We start from the raw sequence: 20,848 nt of genomic DNA on the forward strand, positions 1-20,848 counted from the left end.
CTTCGACGATCCGGACAGCACCCTCACGGAACTCCCGGTCGTACTTCTTCCGTTTCTCTGGCATCTCGATCCCTATTGTTGATGCCTCCACGGTCTCGGGGGAAGTTCAAGATTCAGGCGTTAACCACCCAGCTCTTCACCCTGACCACCAGCAAAACCCCAGCCGACGTCCCCGTCCCAGTCACCAAGCGCGCACGTTCACGTGAGGCAACGAACCACCCTTCGCGCGCATCTTGACATGAGGCAACCCGACGGACAAGCGACGGCCAGCGTTTACCGCCGACTTATTCTGCGGTACGGAGAACGATCAAGATCTGGACAACCGTGTGGTTCTAGGATCCGCCATCGAAAATGGAATTCGGCGTCCGCCATCTTGAGTGGAATTTTGGTAAGGCTCAGGTAGAGGCGACGGCATCCGCCACGTGACAGTGGAACCTACAGCCCTCAGCAGCCGCCCTCGGCGGCCGCGCGCACCGCGATGATCACCGCGGCCTGCTGCGCGGTGGACAGCTTCTCCCAGGTGCTGTTGAACGTGGCCGGCCCGGACGCCGCATTGCTCTGCAGCTCCTTGAGGAACGGCTCCACCAGCGTCGTCGCGTCGCCGCCCCGGGTTTCCATCCACTGCTTGGTGGCCATGCAGGCCTGCGCATACTGCTCTTCGGTCGACTCGGCGGGCACGTCGATCCGGGTGGTCACCCCGCTCGGCGACATCCCCATCGCCCCCGATGGCGCCGTCGTCCCGGTCGGCTGTTGTGCGCCGCTCGACGGCGTCGCCGTGGTGGGCACGTTGTGCTCGCCGTCACCCGACGAGCACGCGGTCACGGCCGCGACACACGCCACTACGCCGAAAAGGGAGCCACAACGGTAGAAGCGCATGGGCTCAATCTATGCAACACTGGCGGACATGATGGAGCGCACCGGGTCTCGGGAGTGTTGTCGGCGCTAGCCGGCCCCGATTTCCCCCGCCGTCGTTTCCGAAAGCTCTCTCACCATGTCGTACTCGGGCGCTGCCCCTTCATTTGTCACGTTTCCCGCCACCGCACCGGCCGTCTCGGCGCCCACCCGGTTGCGGTTGCCCGACCTGTTGCACGTCACCGATCGGTACGCCGACCAGGTGCTGTGCGGGCGGTTCGACGACGTGCTGCCCGCCGGTGGCGCGCCCACCGACGACCGGTGGTTCACCCGGTTGCATGCCGACGACGAACTCGACGTCTGGTTGATCAGTTGGGTGCCCGGCCACACCACCGAACTGCACGACCATGGTGGATCGCTGGGTGCGCTCACGGTGTTGTCCGGTGCGCTGCACGAATACCGTTGGGATGGTGAGCGATTGCATCATCGTCGCCTCGACGCCGGGGATCAGGCGGCGTTTCCGCTGGGTTGGGTGCACGATGTTGCGATCGCCGATGCGGAACCCGCTTTGGAGACCCTGAGCGTGCACGCCTACTCGCCGCCACTGACGGCGATGTCGTATTACGAAGTCACCCAACGCAATACGCTGCGCCGCACCCGCACCGAGCTGACCGACGAACCCGAAGGGCGATGATCCGATGACCAGCCGAATCGACGAGATCGTGTCCGCCGCACGGCGTCGGTTGCGCCGGTTGCCGGCCCACGATGTGCCTGCCGCCCTGCACCGCGGCGCAATCCTGGTCGACATCCGCCCGGCGGCCCAGCGGGCCGCGGAAGGGGACACCCCGGCCGCGTTGGTGATCGAACGCAACGTCCTGGAGTGGCGGTGCGACCCGACGAGCGACGCGCGGCTACCCCAGGCGACCGGCGATGACGTCGAATGGGTGGTGCTCTGCTCACAGGGCTACACCTCTAGTCTGGCCGCCGCGGCGCTGCAGGATCTCGGTCTGCATCGGGCCACCGACGTTGTGGGCGGCTATCAGGCGCTGGCGGCAGCCGGCCTGCTCGCCGACCTGAGTGTCCTTACTCCGGCGCCTTGACGATCGCGCGCAGCCGCTCGGTCTTCTCCGGCGTCCAGCCCGGCGGCCGCATGATCGCCGCCCACGCGTTGACGGCATCGCGAACGTAGCGGTGCCCGTGCCCGTCGGGCACGTCGATCGCCACCGCCATGTCGGCCGACACCTGGAGGAATGTCACGATCGGAATCCAGTTCATGTCGGGGGAGACGTCGTAGCCGCGCGGTTCGCGCAGCCAATCCGGCTCGGCGAACAAAAGATCCGGGTTCCACCAGGTGATCGGGTCCGATGCGTGCTGCAGGTAGACGATCCGGGGATACCCCCACGGTTTGTCGGGGCGGTCCAGGTTGTCAGGACGGGCGGCGAACCTGATGTTGGCGCCTTCGTCGTAGATCGGCAGCCACATCGGCGAGCCGGCGTCCCGGTTGACGGTGACGTCATCCCACATCGTGTTGTTGAACGTCGGACCGGAGAACAGCGCCCCGTTGGTGCGGGCGATGATGTTGTTCGGGCTCAGGAAGGGCGCCTCGCCGCCGAAGGAGCCCAGGCTCTCGCCGAACACCACGATCTTGGGCCGCTGCGCCTCGGGCATCGCGCGCAGCCGTTCGTCCACGGCCTCGAACAGTGCCTGGCCCGCCTGCCGGGCGTTCTCCTTGTCCACCAGGAACGACAGCCAGCTGGGCAGGAACGAGTACTGCATGCTCACGATCGCGGTGTCGCCGTTGTACATGTACTCCAGCGACGAGGCCTCGGCCTCGTTGATCCAGCCCGTCCCCGTCGTGGTCGCCACCGCGATGACCTTGCGCTCGAACCCACCGGCGCGCTCGAGTTCGCGGGCGGCCAGCTCGGCGGCCGCCTTGATGCCCTTGGCCGAGTTCTTGCCCGCGTAGGCACGAATCGGTTCGATGGCGGGCTCGCCGTTGAACTCGGTCAGCTGCTCGACCGTCGGTCCGCCGGCGACGAACACCCGGCCCTGATGGCCGAGCGAGCTCCAGGTGACCAGCGAGCCCGGCCCCCCGGAACGCTGCGGAGTGGTCGGGGCCGGATTGTTCGGGTCCATCTCGTCGTTGACCGACGCGAAGGTCGAGTTCATAGCGCTCATGGCGCCCCGGATCACCACACCGTTGAGGATTGCGATGGTCAGACTGAGGAGAAGGGTCACCACGATTACCGCCGAAACACGCGGTGGCGCAATGCGATCGAGCTGACGGACCAGGAACCGCACGAGCTTGCCCACCAGCTGGCCGATCTCGACGAGCATGAACAGCACGATGACGCCGATGATCGCGGACTGCGGGTAGTTGTACCACTGGAGCCGTGGCACTCCCATCAGGTCGCGGACCTGGTCCTGCCAAACGTGGAAGAAGTAGATCGCGAACACCAGGCCGATGATGGCCACGACCACCAGGATCGGCCAGGCCCACCGCGGCGGGCGTGGGCTGGACGGCCGCGACAACATGTAGCGCACCAGCCAGACGGCGAACACGCCGAGGCCGTATCCGATGGCCCCGGCGCCACCGCTGACCAGGCCCTGGAACAGCGGCCCGCGCGGCAGTAAGGACGGTGTGAGCGAGAGCCAGAGGAACACCATGCCGACGGCGGTGCCGGTGAAGGTGTACCGGCGCTGCCACCAGTCGGGTTTGGGCTCGGGTTTCGGTTCCGGCGTGGAGGGTTGCGCGGTGGCGACCGCCGAGTCGGCGGGCTCGGTGCTCTCCGTCTCGGCTTCGCTCACGACAGCACCCTATCGGTGCGTGAAGTTCGGAGTGCGCTTCTCGGTGAAGGCGGCCATGCCCTCGGTCTGGTCGTCGGTGGCGAAGGCGGAGTGGAACAGGCGGCGCTCGTAGAGCAGGCCCTCGGTCAGGGTGGATTCGAAGGCCCGGTTGACCGCCTCCTTGGCCATCCGTGCCGCCGACCGCGACATCTGCGAGATCGTGGTCGCGACGGCCTTGGCCTCGGTGAGCAGGTCATCGGCCGGCACCACCCGTGAAACCAGACCGCTGCGTTCGGCCTCGGCCGCGTCGATCGTGCGGCCGGTCAGAATCAGGTCCATCGCTTTGGCCTTGCCGATCGCGCGGGTCAGCCGCTGCGAGCCGCCCATCCCCGGCAGCACGCCCAGCTTGATCTCGGGCTGGCCGAACTTCGCGGTGTCGGCGGCGATCAGCAGGTCGCACATCATCGCCAGCTCGCAACCGCCGCCCAAGGCGTATCCCGCCACCGCCGCGATGGTGGGGGTGCGGACGGCGGCCAGCTTGCCCCAGGCCGCGAAGAAGTCGGCGTCGAATACCTCGGAGAACGAGAGGGTGGCCATCTCCTTGATGTCGGCGCCGGCGGCGAACGCCTTGGCGTTGCCGGTGATGACGATCGCGCCGATGCCGGGATCGGCATCGAATTCGGCGGCTGCCGTGGTGACCTCGACCATCACCTGGCTGTTGAGGGCGTTGAGCGCCTGCGGGCGATTGAGCGTGATGGTGCCGACCCGTTCCGCGCGGTCGACCAGGATGGTCTCGAAGCTCGTTTCGGGGCTCACTTGTCCTCCTCGAAGGTCAGGTCCGGGTCTGCCGGCGTGAAGTACTGTTCCACATCCTGCTCGGTCACCGCGGCCAGCGACGGCGGGTCCCACTTCGGATTGCGATCCTTATCGATGATCTGGGCGCGGATGCCCTCCACCAGGTCATGCGAACGTGCCGCCGCGGAGGAGACCCGGTACTCCTGCACCAGCGCGTCTTTCAACGTGTCGAGCTTGCCGGCCCGGCGAATCGATTCCAGTGCGACCGATGCGGCGATGGGAGAGCGCGAGGTGATCAGGTCGGCGGCATCCTTGGCCTCGTCTTCGTCGCGCCCGCGCAAAGCGGTGACGATATCGGCGACCGTCTCGCCGGAGTAGCACTCGTCGATCCAATGCCGTTGAGCCAGCAGATGACTCGGCGGCGGATCGACGGCAAAGGCCTTGATGGCCGCTTCCACGCCGCCACCGACGATCAACGCGGTGAACGCCTCGAGCGAGGCATGGGGGACGTAATGATCGGCGAATCCCAGTGCGATGGCGTCGGCCCCGGAGAACGGGGCGCCGGACAGCGCGGCGTGCAGGCCCAGCCCACCGGGTGCCCGGGACAGCAGATAGCTGCCGCCGACGTCGGGGATGAGGCCGATGCCGACCTCCGGCATGGCCATTTTCGTGGTGTCGGTGACCACCCGGACGTTGCCGTGGGCGCTCACCCCGACACCACCGCCCATCACGATGCCGTCCATGATCGCCACATAGGGCTTGGGGTAGCCGCCGATCTGCGCGTTGAGCCGGTACTCGTCGAACCAGAACCTGCGCACCTCGGTTCCGTCGGCACGGGCACTGTTGTAGACCGCCACCACGTCGCCACCGGCGCACAGGCCGCGCTCGCCGGCGCCGGCCAGAACCACCGCGCGCACGTCGTCATCGTCCGCCCAGCCGGTGAGCGCCGCGGCGATGATCGTGACCATGTTGTGGGTCAGCGAGTTGATGGCCTTCGGACGATTGAGTGTCAGGAAGCCGACACCACCGTCGACGCGGGTCAAGACTTCATCGGTTTCAGCCGTCACGACAACGCGGTCCTTCCGTGTTCACGGCAAAAGGTTGGATGTCCTAGTTTTATCATCCGGCAGAAGATCATCACCCGCCGGATGCCGTCCACAGGTAAGGTCAGGCTTCGTAACAACCGGACACGCCGGGAAGAAGTTTGTGGACTTCCTGGGAACCGGTTTCAGATGCCGTTCGTTGACGGTGCGTTAGTGGACTTACAGGAGAGGATTCCGACGGTGCGGGAGACCAGCAACCCGGTATTTCGTTCGCTGCCCAAACAGCAGGGCGGATACGCACAATTCGGTACCGGTGTCGCCGGTGCCCAGCAGGTCGCTTACCAGGCTGACCCGTACGCGGGCGCCTACCAGTCGCAGACCGGTGTCTCGCGGCCCATGACGATCGATGACGTCGTCACCAAGACCGGCATCACTCTCGGTGTGCTGTCCGTGGTGGCGGTCATCTCCTATTTCGTGGTGTCGGCCAACCTTGCCCTGGCCATGCCGCTCACCCTGATCGGCGCGCTCGGCGGGCTCGGACTGGTGCTGTTCGCGACCTTCGGGCGTAAGCAGGACAGCCCGGCCATCGTGCTCAGCTACGCCGCGCTGGAGGGCATGTTCGTCGGCGCCATCTCGTTCGTCTTCGCCAACGTCATCGTGTCCGGCGCCAACGCCGGTGTGATGATCAGCCAGGCGGTGCTCGGCACCATCGGCGTGTTCGCCGGCATGCTGATCGTGTACAAGACGGGCGCCATCCGGGTGACCCCGAAGTTCACCCGCATGATCGTCGCCGGCATGGTCGGCGTGCTGGTCCTGATCCTCGGCAACTTCGTGCTGGCGATGTTCGGTGTCGGCGGCGGTGAGGGTCTCGGCCTGCGCAGTGGCGGCCCGGTGGCCATCATCTTCTCGCTGTTCGTCATCGGGCTCGCGGCGTTCAGCTTCCTGATCGACTTCGACGCCGCGGATCAGATGATCCGCGCCGGCGCGCCCGAGAAGGCCGCCTGGGGTGTGGCGCTTGGCCTCACGGTGACCCTGGTCTGGCTGTACATCGAGATCCTGCGGCTGCTGTCGTACTTCCAGAGTCGCTAGCTGCACTCACGCAAAGCCCCGGCCATCAGGCCGGGGCTTTGTTGTTGCGTCGAGTCAGACGTCAGTGCGAAGGATTGGCCCCTTTCGTCGCGCCAAGTTCTGACTCGATGGTCTGGGGATGGGTGAAGACCGGAATTCCCGACGTGCGTCACGCTCTTGACGATGCAACGTGTCTTCATCGGGAGTGAGGCTGTCACTGCGGGTGAGGTGACCAAATACCAGCTTCGGGCGCACTACAAGCGCATCTTCCCCGACGTGTACACCTCTGCTGCAGGCGAGTTGACTATCCGGGACCGGGCGCTCGGGGCGGTTCTTTGGTCTCGCGGTCGGGCGGTCGTGGCCGGGCTTACCGCCTCGGCGCTACACGGAGCGAAATGGGTTGAGGCGTCTGCTCCGATCGAGCTCAACTATTCGAACAACAAAGCGCCGTCGGGCATTGTCAGCCGTGCGGAGACACTGTTCGACGACGAAGTTCGTCCCCTGTGTGGACTACCGGTCACGACGCTGCAGCGCACCGCCTTCGACATTGCGCGGCGCGGGACGGTGGGACAGGCGGTCGCCCGGGTCGATGCACTGGCGAATGCCACTCGTTTGAACGTCGATGGCGTCTTGGCTCTGCTGCCGCGTCATCCCAATGCCGGTGGGATTGACCGAGTCGCCAAAGTGCTCGACCTCGCGGACTCAGGATCGCAATCTCCCCGGGAGACCTGGCTGCGACTGCTGCTGATTGCCGCCGGTTTCCCCCGTCCCGAGACGCAGATACCGGTGCTCAGGGAGGACGGCCGTTCGTATTACTTCCTGGACATGGGCTGGCGCGATGCGATGGTCGCGGTCGAATACGACGGTGAGCAGCATCGTCTGGACCGCGGCATCTACCGCAATGATCGGACCCGATCGGAATACATCGCCGACGTTGGCTGGCGGCGGATCCGGGTGGTCGTCGGCGACCGAACGGCTGAGATCGTCGAACGGACCAGGCGCGCCTGGAGATTGAGTCAGACCTCAGAGCGATGAAATCGATTGAATCGTCGCGCTGAGGTCTGACTCGATGTGCGCCGTGGCGCCTAGGAGAGCCGCTCGATCACCATGGCCATGCCCTGGCCGCCGCCCACGCACATGGTCTCGATGCCGAACGTCTTGTCGTAGGTCTGCAGGTTGTTGAGCAGGGTGGCGGTGATCCGCGCGCCGGTCATGCCGAACGGGTGCCCGAGCGCGATTGCGCCGCCGGAGACGTTGAGCTTGTCCTCGTCCATCCCGAGTGCCCGCGCCGAGCCGAGCACCTGCACCGCGAACGCCTCGTTGATCTCGTACAGGTCGATATCGGAGATCGACATCTTCGCCTGTGCCAGGGCCTTTTTCACGGCCTCGATCGGGCCCAGCCCCATGATCTCGGGTGACAACCCGGAGACCCCGGTCGACACGATGCGCGCCAACGGGGTCAGCCCCAGCTCCTTGGCCTTGGTGTCGGAGAGGATCACCAGCGCCGCCGCGCCGTCGTTGAGCGGGCACGCATTACCCGCGGTGATCGTGCCGTTGGGCCGGAACACCGGCTTGAGCTGGCTGATCTTCTCGTAGCTGGTGCCGGCCCGCGGGCCGTCATCGGTCGAGACGGTGGTTCCATCCGGCAGCGTGACGGGCACGATCTCGCGCTCGAAGAAACCGCTCTTGATGGCTTCCTCGGCCCGGTTCTGCGAGCGCACACCCCAATGGTCCTGGTCTTCGCGGCTGATCCCGGTGTGCAGGGCCACGTTCTCGGCGGTCTGCCCCATCGCGATGTAGACATCGGGCAGCAGGCCGTCCTCGCGCGGATCGTGCCACTCGTCGGCGCCGGCGGAGGCGGCCTCCGAGCGCGCCATGGCGTCGCCGAACAACGGGTTCTTGGTGTCCGGCCACCCGTCGGCGTTGCCCTTGCCGAAGCGCGACACCGTCTCCACCCCGGCCGAAATGAAGGCGTGCCCCTCGCCCGCCTTGATCGCATGGAATGCCATCCGGGTGCTCTGCAGCGACGACGAGCAGTACCGGTTCACCGTGGTGCCGGGCAGGAAGTCGTAGCCCAGTTCGACGGCGACGGCACGGCCGATGTTGAATCCGGACTCACCGCCGGGCTGCCCGCACCCCATGATCAGGTCGTCGATCTCGCGGGGATCCAGCGACGGCACCTTGTCGAGCGCGGCGCGCACCATCTGCGTCGCCAGATCGTCGGGGCGGATGTCGACGAGCGATCCCTTCATCGCGCGTCCGATCGGCGAGCGGGCGGTGGAAACGATGACGGCTTCTGGCATGACGGCTCCTTGGTGTGCAGCGACGGCTGCCCACGAACCTAGCCCGCGGGCACCACGATCGGTGCGGGGACCCCGGTGGTCTTGCGGCGCAGCAGCCTCGTCAGTGGTCCGAGCCGGTCGGTCAGCGCCCTGACCTCCGAGCGGGTCACCCACGGCAGATCGGGCACGGTGGCGCCCGTCCACTCGCCCAGCGCGTGGCACAGCGCGGGCAATAGCTGGTTGGCGGCCAGCGCATACCCGGCCGCCGACGGGTGATAGCGGTCCTCGGAGAACATCACCTCGGGCGCCTGGAGAAAGTTCGGCCTCAGCAGGTCGGCCAGCGGCACCGGAACTCCGCCGGTCGCGCGCACCGCGGAGGCCTGCGCATGCGCCAGGCGAAGCCCGCGCGAGCGAGCGGTCCACCGCAGCGGCTGCGGGATGTCCCGGATGACGCCGAAGTCCGGGCAGGTGCCCACGACCACCACCGCACCGGAGGCGCGCAGCCGCTGAACAGCGGCGCCGAGGCGGCGCGCCGACTGGCCGATGCCGTTGAGGGCGGTGATGTCGTTGGCGCCGATCATGATCACCGCCGCGTCGGGCGGGGGACCTGCCACGAACATGGCATCGACTTGACCGGACAGCCCCTTCGATGTCGCGCCGACGATCGCCTTGGTCGACAGCCGGATCAACTTGCCGGACTCGTCGGCCAGCCCCCGCGCGATCAGGACCCCGGGCACCTCGTCGGCGTTACGGCAGCCATACCCGGTGGCCGTCGAGTCCCCGAACACCATCAAGTGCAGGTCGAACGGCACGCCCCGTTCCCAGCGGCGGACCGGACCACCACCGGGTGCATAGACGCCGTCGGCGCGTGGCGGCATGTCCCAGGACTTGGGAATCACGCTGCGGACCTGGTCCGCCTGGCCACTGAGCAAACTGCGGGCGCCGAGCACGGCGGTTCCGGTAGATGCCAGTACCCCCGCCGCTGCCAGCGCCGTTGTCGATTTTCGCGGAGCGCGTATCCCCACCACACCAGTTTAAGTGCTGCTTGGGCATGAATTCGGTCGCAACAGTGGACCCGCGATTACGGAGAGGTATCAGATCCGGTAAGAAATCAGATCGTTAGTTGTTGTACCTAAAGCAGATGTCAAGCTAAGTTACCGGGCTTCGCTCGATTGCCCGGAACACGTATCTACAAAGGCGTAGGGAGTGTTGACGATGACCGCACCCAGTAAGGTTCGGACCTCGGCGCCGCATCGCGTAGGTGCTGGCAGCGGGCCTGCCAAAGTCCGCAGCCCGCGTCGGTACCCGGTCAGCGACGGCGCGCCTGTCGAGGTCGTCGAGAGCGGCCCCAGCGTCGCCGCGCGACTTGTTTCGCTGGGGACCCGCGTGACCATGTGGCCCACGTTGGCCGTACTCAGCCATGTCCCGCACTGGCCATGGCCGTTCGGCCTGGTCGACTTCGTGGCGCGAGCGCTGCTGCCCACCCCCGGCACAGTGCGGGCCACCGTCGGCCTGCCCAACGCCTCGGCACAGCTGGTGCGTGCCCCCGGGGTTCTGCCCGCCGACGGCCACCGCCGCGTGGTGCTCTACATGCACGGCGGCGCGTTCCTGACCTGCGGGGTGAACTCCCACAGCCGGATCTCGGTCGCGCTGTCGAAGTTCGCCGACTCCCCGGTGCTGGTCGTCGACTATCGGCTGGTTCCCAAGCACACCGTCGGTAACGCCGTCGACGACTGCTACGACGCCTACCAGTGGTTGCGCATGCGCGGCTACGAGCCCGACCAGATCGTGCTGGCCGGCGATTCCGCCGGCGGCTACCTGGCCCTGACCCTGGCGCAGCGGCTGCAGGCCCTCGGTGAGGAGCCCGCAGCGCTGGTGGCGATCTCGCCGCTGTTGCAGCTCGACCACGAGCAGAAGCTCGCCCACCCGAACATCCACACCGATGCGATGTTCCCGCCGAAGGCCTTCGATGCCCTGGTCGCCCTGGTGGCCCGCGCGGCCGCCAAGAACATCGTCGACGGCGAGCCCGAGGGCGTGTACGAGCCGCTCGAGCACATCGAGCCCGGGCTTCCGCGCACCCTGATCCACGTATCGGGTTCCGAGGTCCTGTTGCACGATGCCCGGCTGGCCGCGCGCCGGCTGGCGGCTTCCGGCGTGCCCACCGAGGTACGGGTGTGGCCCGGCCAGATCCACGATTTCCAGCTCGCCTCGCCGCTGATCCCGGAAGCCAAGCGCTCGCTGCGCCAGATCGGGGAGTACATCCGGGAAGCCACCGGCTGAACACGCTTCCCGAGCGCCTGACACGATGTAGGCATGCGAATCGCGGCGCACATCAGCGAGCTGATCGGGAACACCCCACTGGTCCAGCTGAACTCCGTCGTTCCGGAGGGTTCGGGGGTGGTCGCCGCCAAGATCGAGTACGTCAGTCCCGGCGGGAGTGCCAAGGACCGTATCGCCGCGAAGATGATCGACGCGGCGGAGGCCAGCGGTGAGCTGAAGCCGGGCGGCACGATCGTCGAACCCACCTCCGGCAATACCGGCGTCGGGCTGGCGCTGGTGGCGCAGCGACGGGGCTACAAATGCATTTTCGTCTGCCCCGACAAGGTCAGCGAGGACAAGCAGAATGTGCTGCGCGCCTACGGCGCCGAGGTGGTCGTGTGCCCGACCGCTGTGCCGCCGGATCACCCGGACAGCTACTACAGCGTGTCCAACCGGCTGGTCACCGAGATCGAGGGTGCCTGGAAGCCCGACCAGTACTCCAACCCGAATGGGCCGGCCAGCCACTACGAGACGACCGGCCCAGAGATCTGGGCCGACACCGACGGCAAGGTCACCCATTTCGTCGCGGGAGTGGGCACCGGCGGCACGATCACCGGCGCTGGACGCTATCTCAAGGAGGTGTCCGGCGGCGCGGTGAAGGTCATCGGCGCCGACCCCGAGGGTTCGGTGTACTCCGGCGGAACCGGACGGCCCTACCTGGTCGAGGGCGTCGGTGAGGACTTCTGGCCGGCCGCGTACGACCCGTCGGTGCCGGACGAGATCATCGCGGTCTCCGATGCCGACTCTTTCGACATGACGCGCCGTCTGGCCCGCGAAGAGGCCCTGCTGGTCGGCGGCTCCTGCGGGATGGCCGTGGTCGCCGCGCTCAAGGTGGCGCAGGAAGCTGGGCCGGGCTCGCTGGTCGTGGTCCTGCTTCCGGATGGCGGGCGCGGCTACCTGTCGAAGATCTTCAACGACGGGTGGATGTCGTCGTACGGGTTCCTGCGCAGCCGCCTGGACGGTTCGGTGGCCGAACCGACCGTCGGTGACGTCCTGCGGGGCAAGTCCGGCGCGCTGCCCGACCTGGTGCATACCCATCCGTCGGAAACCGTGCGCGACGCGATCGGCATCCTGCGTGAGTACGGCGTTTCGCAGATGCCCGTCGTGGGCGCCGAGCCTCCGGTGATGGCCGGGGAGGTGGCCGGCAGCGTCTCGGAGCGGGAGCTGCTGTCCGCGGTGTTCGAGGGCCGGGCCAAACTCGCCGACGCGGTGTCGCTGCACATGGGTCAGCCGCTGCCGCTGATCGGGGCGGGGGAGTTGGTCAGCGCGGCGGCGAATTCGCTGCGGGAATGGGATGCGTTGATGGTTGTCGAGGACGGCAAGCCGGTGGGCGTGATCACCCGCCACGACCTGCTCGGCTTTCTGTCCGACGGACCGCGACGCCGCTGAATTCGTTACCCGGGCAAGTACCGACCCGGTGCCGGCGCTCGGACGTATCGGGTAGATGAAGTTTCCACTTCGACGCGATACGCAGGTACTTCTCAGGTAGATTTATGCCGCTTTGCCTCAGGTGATCACTCGGAAGTGAAGGCGCCATGACTGAACAACCGCCAGGTCCCCCGCCAGGGAATTCGCCCCCGCCGCCACCTCCTCCACCGCCCGGTGGTTACCCGCCTCCGTCGCAGGGTGGTAACTATCCGCCCCCGCCTCCCGGAAACTATCCGCCCCCGCCCCCGCCGCAGGGTGGTTATGCACCGCCCCCTCCCGGCGCGGGTTTCGGAGCGCCCCCTCCTCCCGGGCAACCCGTGCCTCAGCTGCCGCAGAGCGCATACACGTCCTGGTTCACCCGGGTTGTCGCGTGGTTCATCGATTACATCCCCGCCTACATCATCTTCGGGATCGGTTGGGCCGTGCTGATCGGCACGCAGGAGACCGCATGCGTGACCGATTCGTCCGAGTACGACCTCGGCGAGTTCTGCGCGACGGGTGCATCAACCACCGGCCAGGTGGCTGTCGTGGTCTTCGGGCTGGCCGCGATCGCATTCGTGGTCTGGAATCTCGGCTATCGCCAGGGGACGACCGGCTCGAGCATCGGCAAGTCGGTTATGAAATTCAAAGTGGTCAGCGAAAAGACCGGTCAGCCAATCGGATTCGGTCTTTCGTTCGTCCGTGAGGTGCTCTATCTCGCGGCTTCGTACCTGTGCTTCGGCATTGTCTGGCTGATTGCGGTCCTGTTCCCGCTGTGGGACCCCAAGAGGCAGACGCTGGCCGACAAGATCATGACGACCGTGTGCCTACCCCTGTAGACGAGGACATCGATGACGCAGCCACCCCCGCCCCCGCCCGGCAACTACCCGCCGCCGCCCCCTCCGGGTAACTATCCGCCGCCCCCGCCGGGCGGTTACCCGCCGCCCCCGCCGGGTGGTTACCCGCCGCCTCCACCCGGCAACTACCCGCCGCCCCCGCCGGCTGCCGGCGCACTGCCCAAGGAGGCGTACACCCCCTGGATCAAGCGGGTCGGTGCCTGGATCATCGACGGACTGCCGCCCGGCATCCTGGTCGGTGTCGGCGAGGGCCTGATGTTCGCCACCGGCGAGAACAACTGCACGTCGAGCAGCGTCGACAACGACTACGGCGTGTACTGCACATCGCAGCCGTCTGCGCTCGGGTTGATCCTGTTCTTCGTGTTCGCGCTGGGCGCGCTGGCGTTCGCGGTCTGGAACATCGGGTATCGCCAGGGCACGACGGGTTCGAGCGTCGGCAAGTCGGTACTCAAGTTCAAGGTGATCAGCGAGAAGACCGGCCAGCCGATCGGCTTCGGCATGTCGATCGTGCGCCAGCTGGCCCACGTCGTCGACACACTCGTCTGCTACATCGGCTACCTGTTCCCGCTGTGGGACGCCAAGCGGCAGACATTGGCCGACAAGATCATGACGACGGTGTGCGTGCCGCTTTGACAGGTCGGGCCGATAGGCTCGCCCCTGATGAGTGAGCAACGTAATGCCGCGGACCGGCACCGGGCGCAAGGGTTTGCGACCAGGGCCATCCACGCCGGGTACCGGCCGGATCCGGCGACCGGAGCGGTCAACGCCCCGATCTTCGCCAGCAGCACGTTCGCCCAGGACGGGGTGGGCGGGCTGCGTGGCGGGTTCGAATACGCCCGCACCGGCAACCCGACCCGCCAGGCGCTGGAGTCCGTGCTCGCCGCGGTCGAGGACGGCACGTTCGGCCGGGCGTTCAGCTCCGGGATGGCCGCCACTGACTGCGCGCTACGTGCTGTGCTGCGCCCCGGCGATCACATCGTCATCCCCGACGACGCATACGGCGGCACCTTCCGGCTCATCGACAAGGTGTTCACCCAGTGGGGGATACGGCACACCCCGGTGGCGCTGTCCGATCTCGATGCCGTGCGCGCGGCGATCACCACCGACACCCGGCTGATCTGGGTGGAGACCCCCACCAATCCGCTCCTCTCGATCGCCGACATCGCCGGGATCGCCCAGATCGCGGCCGTGACCGGCCAGAAGGTGCTGGTGGACAACACGTTCGCCTCACCCGCGCTGCAACAGCCGCTGGCCCTCGGTGCCGACATCGTGCTGCATTCGACGACCAAGTACATCGGCGGGCACTCCGATGTGGTCGGCGGGGCGCTGGTGACCAACGACGAGGAACTCGACACCAAGTTCGCGTTCCTACAGAACGGTGCCGGGGCGGTGCCCGGGCCGTTCGACGCCTACCTCACGATGCGCGGACTCAAGACCCTCGAACTGCGCATGCAGCGGCACAGCTCCAACGCCGCGAAGGTCGCCGAGCTGCTGACCGGTCACGCCGCGGTGAGTCAGGTGCTCTATCCCGGACTGCCCGATCACCCCGGACATGCTGTCGCCGCCCGCCAGATGCGCGGGTTCGGCGGCATGGTGTCGGTGCGGATGCGGGGCGGGGTGGAAGCCGCGCGCCGGTTATGCTCGCGCACAGAGATTTTCATTCTCGCCGAGTCGCTGGGTGGGGTCGAGTCGCTGATCGAGCTTCCAGGCGCGATGACGCATGCGTCGACGGCCGGATCACAGCTCGAGGTGCCCGACGATCTGGTCCGCCTCTCGGTGGGAATCGAGGATCCCGCCGACCTGCTGGGCGACCTCGAACAAGCCCTAAGCTAACGCCGCCCGTACCGCGGCCGTGGTCACCGCGAGATTGACGTCAGCCATCTTCTCGTCGTCAACCCAAGTACCGCTTGCGATTTCGCTGGCCCGATTGACGACCCACTGCCAGCCGCGGTCGTTGAGGCTTAGCACCGCGTCCAGCCCGCGCACCGTGTACAGCAGCGAGACGATGGCTGCGGTCGCCGGATCGGGTCGATGCCCGTCGAACAGCGCCGCCAGCAGTGCGGAACGGGCCCGGTCCGCCCGGGCTCGGCTGGCCAGCGGCCAGGCGTAGGAGTTTCGCCGAAACCGATGCTCTGACAACGAAACCTGATGGAGCTGACCGGTGCGCAACAGCTGGTCGAGAACATGATCCTCAACGTGCTTGCGCAGCTTGTCGATCGCGGCGCTCGCCGTGATCGGTCCCTCGTGCAGCAGTGCCAGCGCCGGGCGCACGACGGGGTCCGGCTGCGGCGGCCCCGTCAGCACGACCAGCCGGTCTGCCGGAATGGGCTCCTCCGGCAGGGCGGGCCGCACCCGGCAGTCGTAAGCCAGATCCAGGATCACCGCCGCGGCGAGCACCCGTTGCAGCCGGGCCGGCTCTAACGCGGGTTGGGCCGCGGCGTTGTCGAGCAGCAGGAGAAGGAGGTCCTCGGCGATGCGCGCCACGCGCGGTGCGGCGCTACGAGTGGTACGGCTCGGCGCTGACCAGGGTGACCTTCACGGTCTTGCCGCTGGGCACCGAGTACTCGCGGGTGTCGCCGACCTTGGCATTCAGCAGTGCACCGCCCAGTGGGGAATTCGGCGAGTAGACCTCGAGCTTGTCGTGGTCGATGCCTTCCTGGCGGGTGGCGATGAGGAAGGTCTCGGTGTCCGACTCGTCGCCGTCGTAGTAGACCTTGACCACCGAGCCGGGCAGCGCGACGCCGGATTGCTTGGGTGCTTCGCCGACCTTGGCGGTGTTGAGCAATTCCTGCAGCTGGCGGATCCGGGCCTCCTGCTGGCCCTGCTCCTCGCGGGCCGCGTGATAGCCGCCGTTCTCGCGCAGGTCGCCTTCTTCGCGACGGTCGTTGATCTCGGCTGCTATGACCGGACGATTGGCGATCAATTGATCCAGCTCGGTCTTGAGCCGGTCAAACGACTCTTGGGTAAGCCAGGTCACCTGGGTATCGGTCATCTCGTCGCGCTCCTCATTCGTTGGTTCCGCGCTATTCGCGTTGCAGTCTGTTGTCACTGCCGGGAACATGCGGATCGCTCCGCGTGTATTGCCATCGAAGAGCTGCGAACATACGCGCTAATGAAGCAATACACGGCTCCCAGCAGGAACCGTGTATCAGAACAGTCTACCACCGCGCGGACAGTCAGTTTTCATTCATTCGAAGTTTGCTGTTGGTTGTCACCGACGCCGGTCAGGGGGCGACCAGATAACCCGGGACGGCGGTCCCGCAGCCGTAGATATCGCCCACGAACGGCCGCTTGTACGACTTGACATATGTCGTGACCTGCACCGTTGCCGCCTGTGATGGCGGAACCAGGATTTCCCGGCGGCCCGTCTCGTCGCCGTCGTGAGACCGCACCCGCACGATGCAGTGCACCGGCTGGGACGGATCCTTCCGGGTCACGCTGATCGTCACCGACACGGTCTGGTCATCGATGACCTCATAGGAGGCGATCTTGCCTTCGACATCGGTGCCCTCGAAGCGCTGGTATGCGATCAGGGCGAGGACGACGAGGGCGGCTAGAACCAGGACACCCAGCGCGAACGCCACCCGGCGCCGGGTCGCCGGGGGCAGCCCCTGGCGTCCGTAACGCGCCTGGGGGCGCTGCGGGGGGCTGTCGGTCATCGGTGTGCAGCGCGTCTCTCGTCAGCAGGCTTCGATTACGGGTATCCGTGCCTGGATGGAACTATTGGACTATAGGGCGCGCTGCGCTTGTTGCATCAGCAGGCAAGCCCATAACGAACACAGTAAGCACAGGGGAGACGTGACCGAACTGCGGTTGATGGCCGTACACGCCCATCCGGACGACGAGTCCAGTAAGGGCGCGGCCACACTTGCCCGTTATGCCTCCGAGGGTCACCGGGTCCAGGTCGTGACGCTGACCGGCGGCGAGCGCGGGGACATCCTCAACCCGGCGATGGACCTGCCGGAGGTGCGCGGCCGCATCGCCGACGTACGGCGGGACGAGATGGCCAAGGCGGCCGAGATCCTCGGCGTCGAACACCGGTGGCTGGGGTTCATGGACTCCGGCCTGCCCGAGGGCGACCCGCTGCCGCCGCTGCCCGATGGGTGCTTCGCGCTGGTGCCGCTGGAGCAGTCGGTTGCCGAGCTGGTGAAGGCGATCCGTGAGTTCCGTCCGCACGTCATGACGACCTACGACGAGAACGGTGGCTACCCGCACCCGGATCACATTCGCTGCCATCAGGTTTCGGTCGCGGCGTACGAGGCCGCCGCCGACTTCCGGCTGTATCCGGAGGCCGGTGAGCCCTGGGCGGTCAGCAAGCTCTACTACAACCACGGCTTCCTGCGGGCCCGCCTGCAGTTGCTGCAGGACGAGTTTGCGAAGAACGGCCAGGAGGGCCCCTTCGCGAGCTGGCTGGCGAAGTGGGATCCCGAGATCGACGTGTTCGCCGGGCGGGTGACCACCCGGGTGATCTGCTCGGAGTACTTCAATCAGCGTGACGAGGCGCTCAAGGCGCACGCCACCCAGATCGACCCCGACGGGTTCTTCTTCGCCACCCCAATAGAGTGGCAGCAGCGATTGTGGCCGACCGAGGAGTTCGAATTGGCGCGGTCGCGGGTGCCTGCCGATTTGCCTGAAGACGACTTGTTCGCCGGAATCGAGATCTTTGAGTGATGGACCTGTTGACCACCGCCGTGACGGTGCTGGCCGATCCGCCCAAAAACAGTGGCCCGGACTTCGGCAAGGCCAGCCCGATCGGACTGCTGATCGTCGTCATCCTGCTGATTTGCGTCTTCGTGCTGGTGTGGTCGATGAATCGGCACCTCAAGAAGCTGCCGGAGAGTTTCGACAAGGAGCCGGTCACAACCGTCGCCGATGATGCGATCGGTGCGGCGAAAGACGACGGTGCGGGTTCGGAGGGCGACGCCGAAAGGCCTTCTCATGAGCCCGGCGGGTAACACGCTGGCCAGCGCCACCAGCCCGTATCTACGCCAGCACGCCGACAACCCCGTCCACTGGCAGCAGTGGACGCCCGAGGCGCTTGACGAAGCCGCGGGTCGCGATGTGCCGATCCTGCTGTCGATCGGCTACGCGGCCTGCCACTGGTGCCACGTGATGGCCCATGAGTCCTTCGAGTCCGAGGACGTCGCAGCGGCGGCGAATGAAAATTTCGTGTGCATCAAGGTCGACCGTGAAGAGCGGCCCGACCTCGACGCGGTGTACATGAACGCCACGGTGGCCATGACCGGGCAGGGTGGCTGGCCGATGACCTGCTTTCTCACCCCTGACGGGCGGCCGTTCTTCTGCGGCACCTACTACCCGAAGCCGCAGTTCCTGCAGTTGCTGGCCGCGGTGGCCGAGACCTGGCAGACCCGCCGTGACGAGGTGGAACAGGCCTCCGACCAGGTGGCCGGGGAACTGCGGCAGATGGCCTCGGGGCTGCCCGACGGCGGACCGGAGATCGACCCGGCGCTCTGCGACCACGCCGTCGCGGCGATCCTGCGCGACGAGGACGTCGAGCGCGGCGGCTTCGGCCGGGCGCCGAAGTTTCCGCCGTCGGCGTTGTTGGAGGCACTGCTGCGATCGCATGAGCGCACCCGCTCCCCGGTCCCGTTGGCCGCGGTCATCCGCACCGGGACCGCGATGGCCCGCGGCGGCATCTACGACCAGCTCGCCGGTGGCTTCGCCCGCTACAGCGTCGACGCCGACTGGGTGGTGCCGCACTTCGAGAAGATGCTGTACGACAACGCGTTGTTGTTGCGGGCCTATGCGCACTGGGGCCGGCGCACTTCAGACCCGCTGGCCCGCCGGATCGCGGCACAGACCGCGGGGTTCCTGCTGGGCGACCTCGCCGACGGCGATATGTTCACTTCTGCGCTGGATGCCGACGCCGCGGGTGTCGAGGGTTCGACGTATGTGTGGACCCCCGAACAGTTGCGCGAGGTGCTCGGCGAGGATGACGGACGCTGGGCGGCAAGACTTTTCGCGGTAACCGACCACGGCACATTCGAGCACGGGATCTCGGTGCTGCAGCTGCCGGAGGATCCGGACGACACCGAGCGCTTCGAGCGGGTCCGCACAGCGCTGCTGGCTGCCCGCGCCACTCGGGTGCAGCCCGCGCGGGACGACAAGATCATCACTGCTTGGAACGGGCTGGCGATCACCGCCCTGGCTGAAGCCAGTGTGGCCCTTGATGTTCCATCGTTGCTGAGCGCCGCACGACGTTGTGCCGCGGCCGTGCTCGACTTGCACGTCGTCGACGGACGGCTCCGCCGGGCCAGCTTGGGCGGCGTCGTCGGCGACAGTGCGGCGATCCTGGAGGACCATGCCACCCTGGCCACCGGGCTGTTGACGCTCTACCAGCTCACCGGCGAAGCGGCGTGGCTGCGCGGCGCCACCGACCTGATCGACGTGGCGCTGCAACACTTCGCCGACCCGGACCGTCCGGGCCGCTGGTTCGACACCGCCGACGACGCCGAACGGTTGATGGTCCGTCCATCCGACCCGCTCGACAACGCGACACCGTCGGGGGCGTCCTCGATTGCCGAGGCTCTGCTGACGGCCGCCCATCTGGTCGACGCCGACCGTGCGACCCGCTACGGGCAGGCCGCCGAAGCAACGCTGCTGGCGCACTCGCCACTGCTGGCCCGTGCGCCGCGATCATCGGGACACTGGCTGGCGGTCGCCGAGGCCGCGGTCCGCGGCCCGCTGCAGGTGGCCGTCGCCAGCGCGGCGGCGGATTCCGAATTGCTCGCCGCGGCAAGGCGGTTGGCGCCAGGGGGCACGATCGTGGTCGGCGGGCAGCTGGACTCCTCGCCGCTGTTGGCCGGGCGTGACAGGGTCGGTGGGAACGACGCCGCCTACGTCTGTCGTGGCCGGGTATGTGACCTGCCGGTCACCGGCGCCGGGGAACTCGCCGACGCGCTGGGTGTGTCCGTGTAGCGTTTGCGCACATGAGCGATGCCCTCGATCTCAAAGCCCTCGTCAACCGCTATCTCGACACTGTCGCCGCGGGCAATGCCGCCAAAGTCGCCGCACTGTACGCCGAGGACGCCACCCTCGAGGATCCGGTGGGCGGCGGTGACGTCCACATCGGCCGGCAGGCCATCGAAGGCTTCTACAAGCTGGTCGAAGGTGCCGAGGTGAAGTCCGAGCTCCTGGAGTTCCGCTCCGGTGGCCACGAGGCCGCGTTTCTCTTCGCGCTGACGGTCGGCAGCGCCATGCGCATCGAGGTCATCGAGGTGATGACGTTCAACGGCGACGGCGAGGTCACCTCGATGAAGGCCTACTGGGGTCCGGAGAACGTCACCCAGCTCTAGGGTTCTCCCGCCGAGCAGCTGTCTGGGGGGCTGCGCCCGGTGGTGGAGGATGAAAATTTGGCCGTGGTGTTCGGCCTGGTGAGGTGCTTGCGTCGCAGACGGGCGGGGTCAACCATGAAGGG

22 protein-coding genes are annotated in these 20,848 nt (G+C 67.1%); 13 read left to right on the forward strand and 9 right to left on the reverse strand.

The features are described from left to right. Window positions 1-444: 444 nt before the first annotated feature. Window positions 445-876 carry a lipoprotein LpqV gene (lpqV, locus tag ORI27_RS31295; RefSeq protein ID WP_266001114.1) on the reverse strand — a complete coding sequence of 144 codons (432 nt, stop codon included), beginning with the start codon at window positions 874-876 and terminating at the stop codon, window positions 445-447. Window positions 877-991: 115 nt separating this feature from the next. On the opposite strand from lpqV, the gene ORI27_RS31300 reads away from it, so the two are divergent. Continuing rightward, window positions 992-1,546 (forward strand): cysteine dioxygenase, encoded by a 555-nt coding sequence (locus ORI27_RS31300; RefSeq protein WP_266001112.1) that lies wholly within the window; start codon window positions 992-994, stop codon window positions 1,544-1,546. Between the two features lie 4 nt (window positions 1,547-1,550). Further along, window positions 1,551-1,952, forward strand: a complete 402-nt coding sequence (locus ORI27_RS31305) for a rhodanese-like domain-containing protein (RefSeq protein ID WP_266001110.1) — start codon at window positions 1,551-1,553, stop codon at window positions 1,950-1,952. On the opposite strand, the gene ORI27_RS31310 is transcribed toward ORI27_RS31305, so the two are convergent. Genes ORI27_RS31310 through ORI27_RS31320 form a run of 3 tightly spaced genes read right to left on the reverse strand, consistent with a single transcriptional unit; the run spans window position 1,936 to window position 5,501 of the window. After that, window positions 1,936-3,660 carry an alpha/beta hydrolase gene (locus ORI27_RS31310; protein WP_266001109.1) on the reverse strand — a complete coding sequence of 575 codons (1,725 nt, stop codon included), beginning with the start codon at window positions 3,658-3,660 and terminating at the stop codon, window positions 1,936-1,938. The two genes, ORI27_RS31305 and ORI27_RS31310, sit on opposite strands and share 17 nt — an antisense overlap. Before the next feature lie 9 nt (window positions 3,661-3,669). Beyond that, entirely contained in the window at window positions 3,670-4,455 is a 786-nt protein-coding gene (locus ORI27_RS31315) for an enoyl-CoA hydratase (protein ID WP_266001108.1), read from the reverse strand. After that, window positions 4,452-5,501: an enoyl-CoA hydratase/isomerase family protein gene (locus ORI27_RS31320; RefSeq protein WP_266001107.1), complete on the reverse strand. Its 1,050-nt coding sequence runs from the start codon at window positions 5,499-5,501 to the stop codon at window positions 4,452-4,454. Before ORI27_RS31320 ends, ORI27_RS31315 begins: the two co-directional genes overlap by 4 nt. 216 nt (window positions 5,502-5,717) lie before the next feature. On the opposite strand from ORI27_RS31320, the gene ORI27_RS31325 reads away from it, so the two are divergent. After that, entirely contained in the window at window positions 5,718-6,566 is an 849-nt protein-coding gene (locus tag ORI27_RS31325; RefSeq protein ID WP_266001106.1) for a Bax inhibitor-1/YccA family protein, read from the forward strand. A gap of 162 nt (window positions 6,567-6,728) precedes the next feature. Beyond that, window positions 6,729-7,580, forward strand: a complete 852-nt coding sequence (locus ORI27_RS31330) for a hypothetical protein (protein ID WP_266001105.1) — start codon at window positions 6,729-6,731, stop codon at window positions 7,578-7,580. A 50-nt stretch (window positions 7,581-7,630) separates the two neighbouring features. On the opposite strand, the gene ORI27_RS31335 is transcribed toward ORI27_RS31330, so the two are convergent. Together ORI27_RS31335 and ORI27_RS31340 are read right to left on the reverse strand one after the other, a co-directional pair. After that, window positions 7,631-8,848 carry an acetyl-CoA C-acetyltransferase gene (locus ORI27_RS31335; protein WP_266001102.1) on the reverse strand — a complete coding sequence of 406 codons (1,218 nt, stop codon included), beginning with the start codon at window positions 8,846-8,848 and terminating at the stop codon, window positions 7,631-7,633. A gap of 38 nt (window positions 8,849-8,886) precedes the next feature. Then, a complete protein-coding gene (locus ORI27_RS31340) occupies window positions 8,887-9,852 on the reverse strand; it encodes an SGNH/GDSL hydrolase family protein (protein ID WP_266001101.1) in 966 nt (321 codons plus the stop codon). Window positions 9,853-10,042: 190 nt separating this feature from the next. Between ORI27_RS31340 and ORI27_RS31345 the strand changes: the two genes are divergently transcribed. The 5 genes from ORI27_RS31345 (at window position 10,043) to ORI27_RS31365 (ending at window position 15,243) form a co-directional block, all read left to right on the forward strand. Beyond that, window positions 10,043-11,107: an alpha/beta hydrolase gene (locus ORI27_RS31345; protein ID WP_266001100.1), complete on the forward strand. Its 1,065-nt coding sequence runs from the start codon at window positions 10,043-10,045 to the stop codon at window positions 11,105-11,107. A gap of 33 nt (window positions 11,108-11,140) precedes the next feature. Beyond that, window positions 11,141-12,535, forward strand: a complete 1,395-nt coding sequence (locus tag ORI27_RS31350; protein WP_266001099.1) for a cystathionine beta-synthase — start codon at window positions 11,141-11,143, stop codon at window positions 12,533-12,535. A gap of 146 nt (window positions 12,536-12,681) precedes the next feature. Next, complete coding sequence (locus ORI27_RS31355; RefSeq protein WP_266001098.1) at window positions 12,682-13,392, forward strand: RDD family protein; 711 nt, start codon at window positions 12,682-12,684, stop codon at window positions 13,390-13,392. A gap of 12 nt (window positions 13,393-13,404) precedes the next feature. Further along, entirely contained in the window at window positions 13,405-14,043 is a 639-nt protein-coding gene (locus tag ORI27_RS31360; protein WP_266001097.1) for an RDD family protein, read from the forward strand. A gap of 27 nt (window positions 14,044-14,070) precedes the next feature. Next, the gene (locus ORI27_RS31365; protein WP_266001096.1) at window positions 14,071-15,243 is read left to right on the forward strand and encodes a cystathionine gamma-synthase; all 1,173 of its coding nucleotides are present in this window, start codon (window positions 14,071-14,073) and stop codon (window positions 15,241-15,243) included. On the opposite strand, the gene ORI27_RS31370 is transcribed toward ORI27_RS31365, so the two are convergent. The 3 genes from ORI27_RS31370 to ORI27_RS31380 all read right to left on the reverse strand — a co-directional run bounded on the left by ORI27_RS31370 (window position 15,235) and on the right by ORI27_RS31380 (window position 17,069). Beyond that, window positions 15,235-15,894: a GOLPH3/VPS74 family protein gene (locus ORI27_RS31370; RefSeq protein WP_266001095.1), complete on the reverse strand. Its 660-nt coding sequence runs from the start codon at window positions 15,892-15,894 to the stop codon at window positions 15,235-15,237. The two genes, ORI27_RS31365 and ORI27_RS31370, sit on opposite strands and share 9 nt — an antisense overlap. A 13-nt stretch (window positions 15,895-15,907) precedes the next feature. Further along, the gene (gene greA / locus ORI27_RS31375) at window positions 15,908-16,402 is read right to left on the reverse strand and encodes a transcription elongation factor GreA (protein WP_266001094.1); all 495 of its coding nucleotides are present in this window, start codon (window positions 16,400-16,402) and stop codon (window positions 15,908-15,910) included. Between the two features lie 232 nt (window positions 16,403-16,634). After that, a complete protein-coding gene (locus tag ORI27_RS31380) occupies window positions 16,635-17,069 on the reverse strand; it encodes a DUF4307 domain-containing protein (RefSeq protein WP_266001092.1) in 435 nt (144 codons plus the stop codon). A 139-nt stretch (window positions 17,070-17,208) separates the two neighbouring features. Here ORI27_RS31380 and mca point away from each other — a divergent pair, with 139 nt between their 5' ends. The 4 genes from mca to ORI27_RS31400 are packed head-to-tail and all read left to right on the forward strand — an operon-like array spanning window position 17,209 to window position 20,726. After that, window positions 17,209-18,081 carry a mycothiol conjugate amidase Mca gene (gene mca, locus ORI27_RS31385; RefSeq protein ID WP_266001091.1) on the forward strand — a complete coding sequence of 291 codons (873 nt, stop codon included), beginning with the start codon at window positions 17,209-17,211 and terminating at the stop codon, window positions 18,079-18,081. Continuing rightward, window positions 18,078-18,365 (forward strand): hypothetical protein, encoded by a 288-nt coding sequence (locus ORI27_RS31390; RefSeq protein ID WP_407666508.1) that lies wholly within the window; start codon window positions 18,078-18,080, stop codon window positions 18,363-18,365. The genes mca and ORI27_RS31390 overlap by 4 nt, the downstream gene beginning before the upstream one ends. Then, a complete protein-coding gene (locus ORI27_RS31395; RefSeq protein WP_266001089.1) occupies window positions 18,349-20,349 on the forward strand; it encodes a thioredoxin domain-containing protein in 2,001 nt (666 codons plus the stop codon). The genes ORI27_RS31390 and ORI27_RS31395 overlap by 17 nt, the downstream gene beginning before the upstream one ends. Window positions 20,350-20,360: 11 nt before the next feature. Next, window positions 20,361-20,726: a nuclear transport factor 2 family protein gene (locus ORI27_RS31400; RefSeq protein WP_266001087.1), complete on the forward strand. Its 366-nt coding sequence runs from the start codon at window positions 20,361-20,363 to the stop codon at window positions 20,724-20,726. The last annotated feature ends 122 nt before the right edge of the window (window positions 20,727-20,848 follow it).

Origin of the sequence: Mycobacterium pinniadriaticum, from assembly GCF_026242045.1 — a bacterium.
Classification (GTDB): domain Bacteria; phylum Actinomycetota; class Actinomycetes; order Mycobacteriales; family Mycobacteriaceae; genus Mycobacterium; species Mycobacterium pinniadriaticum.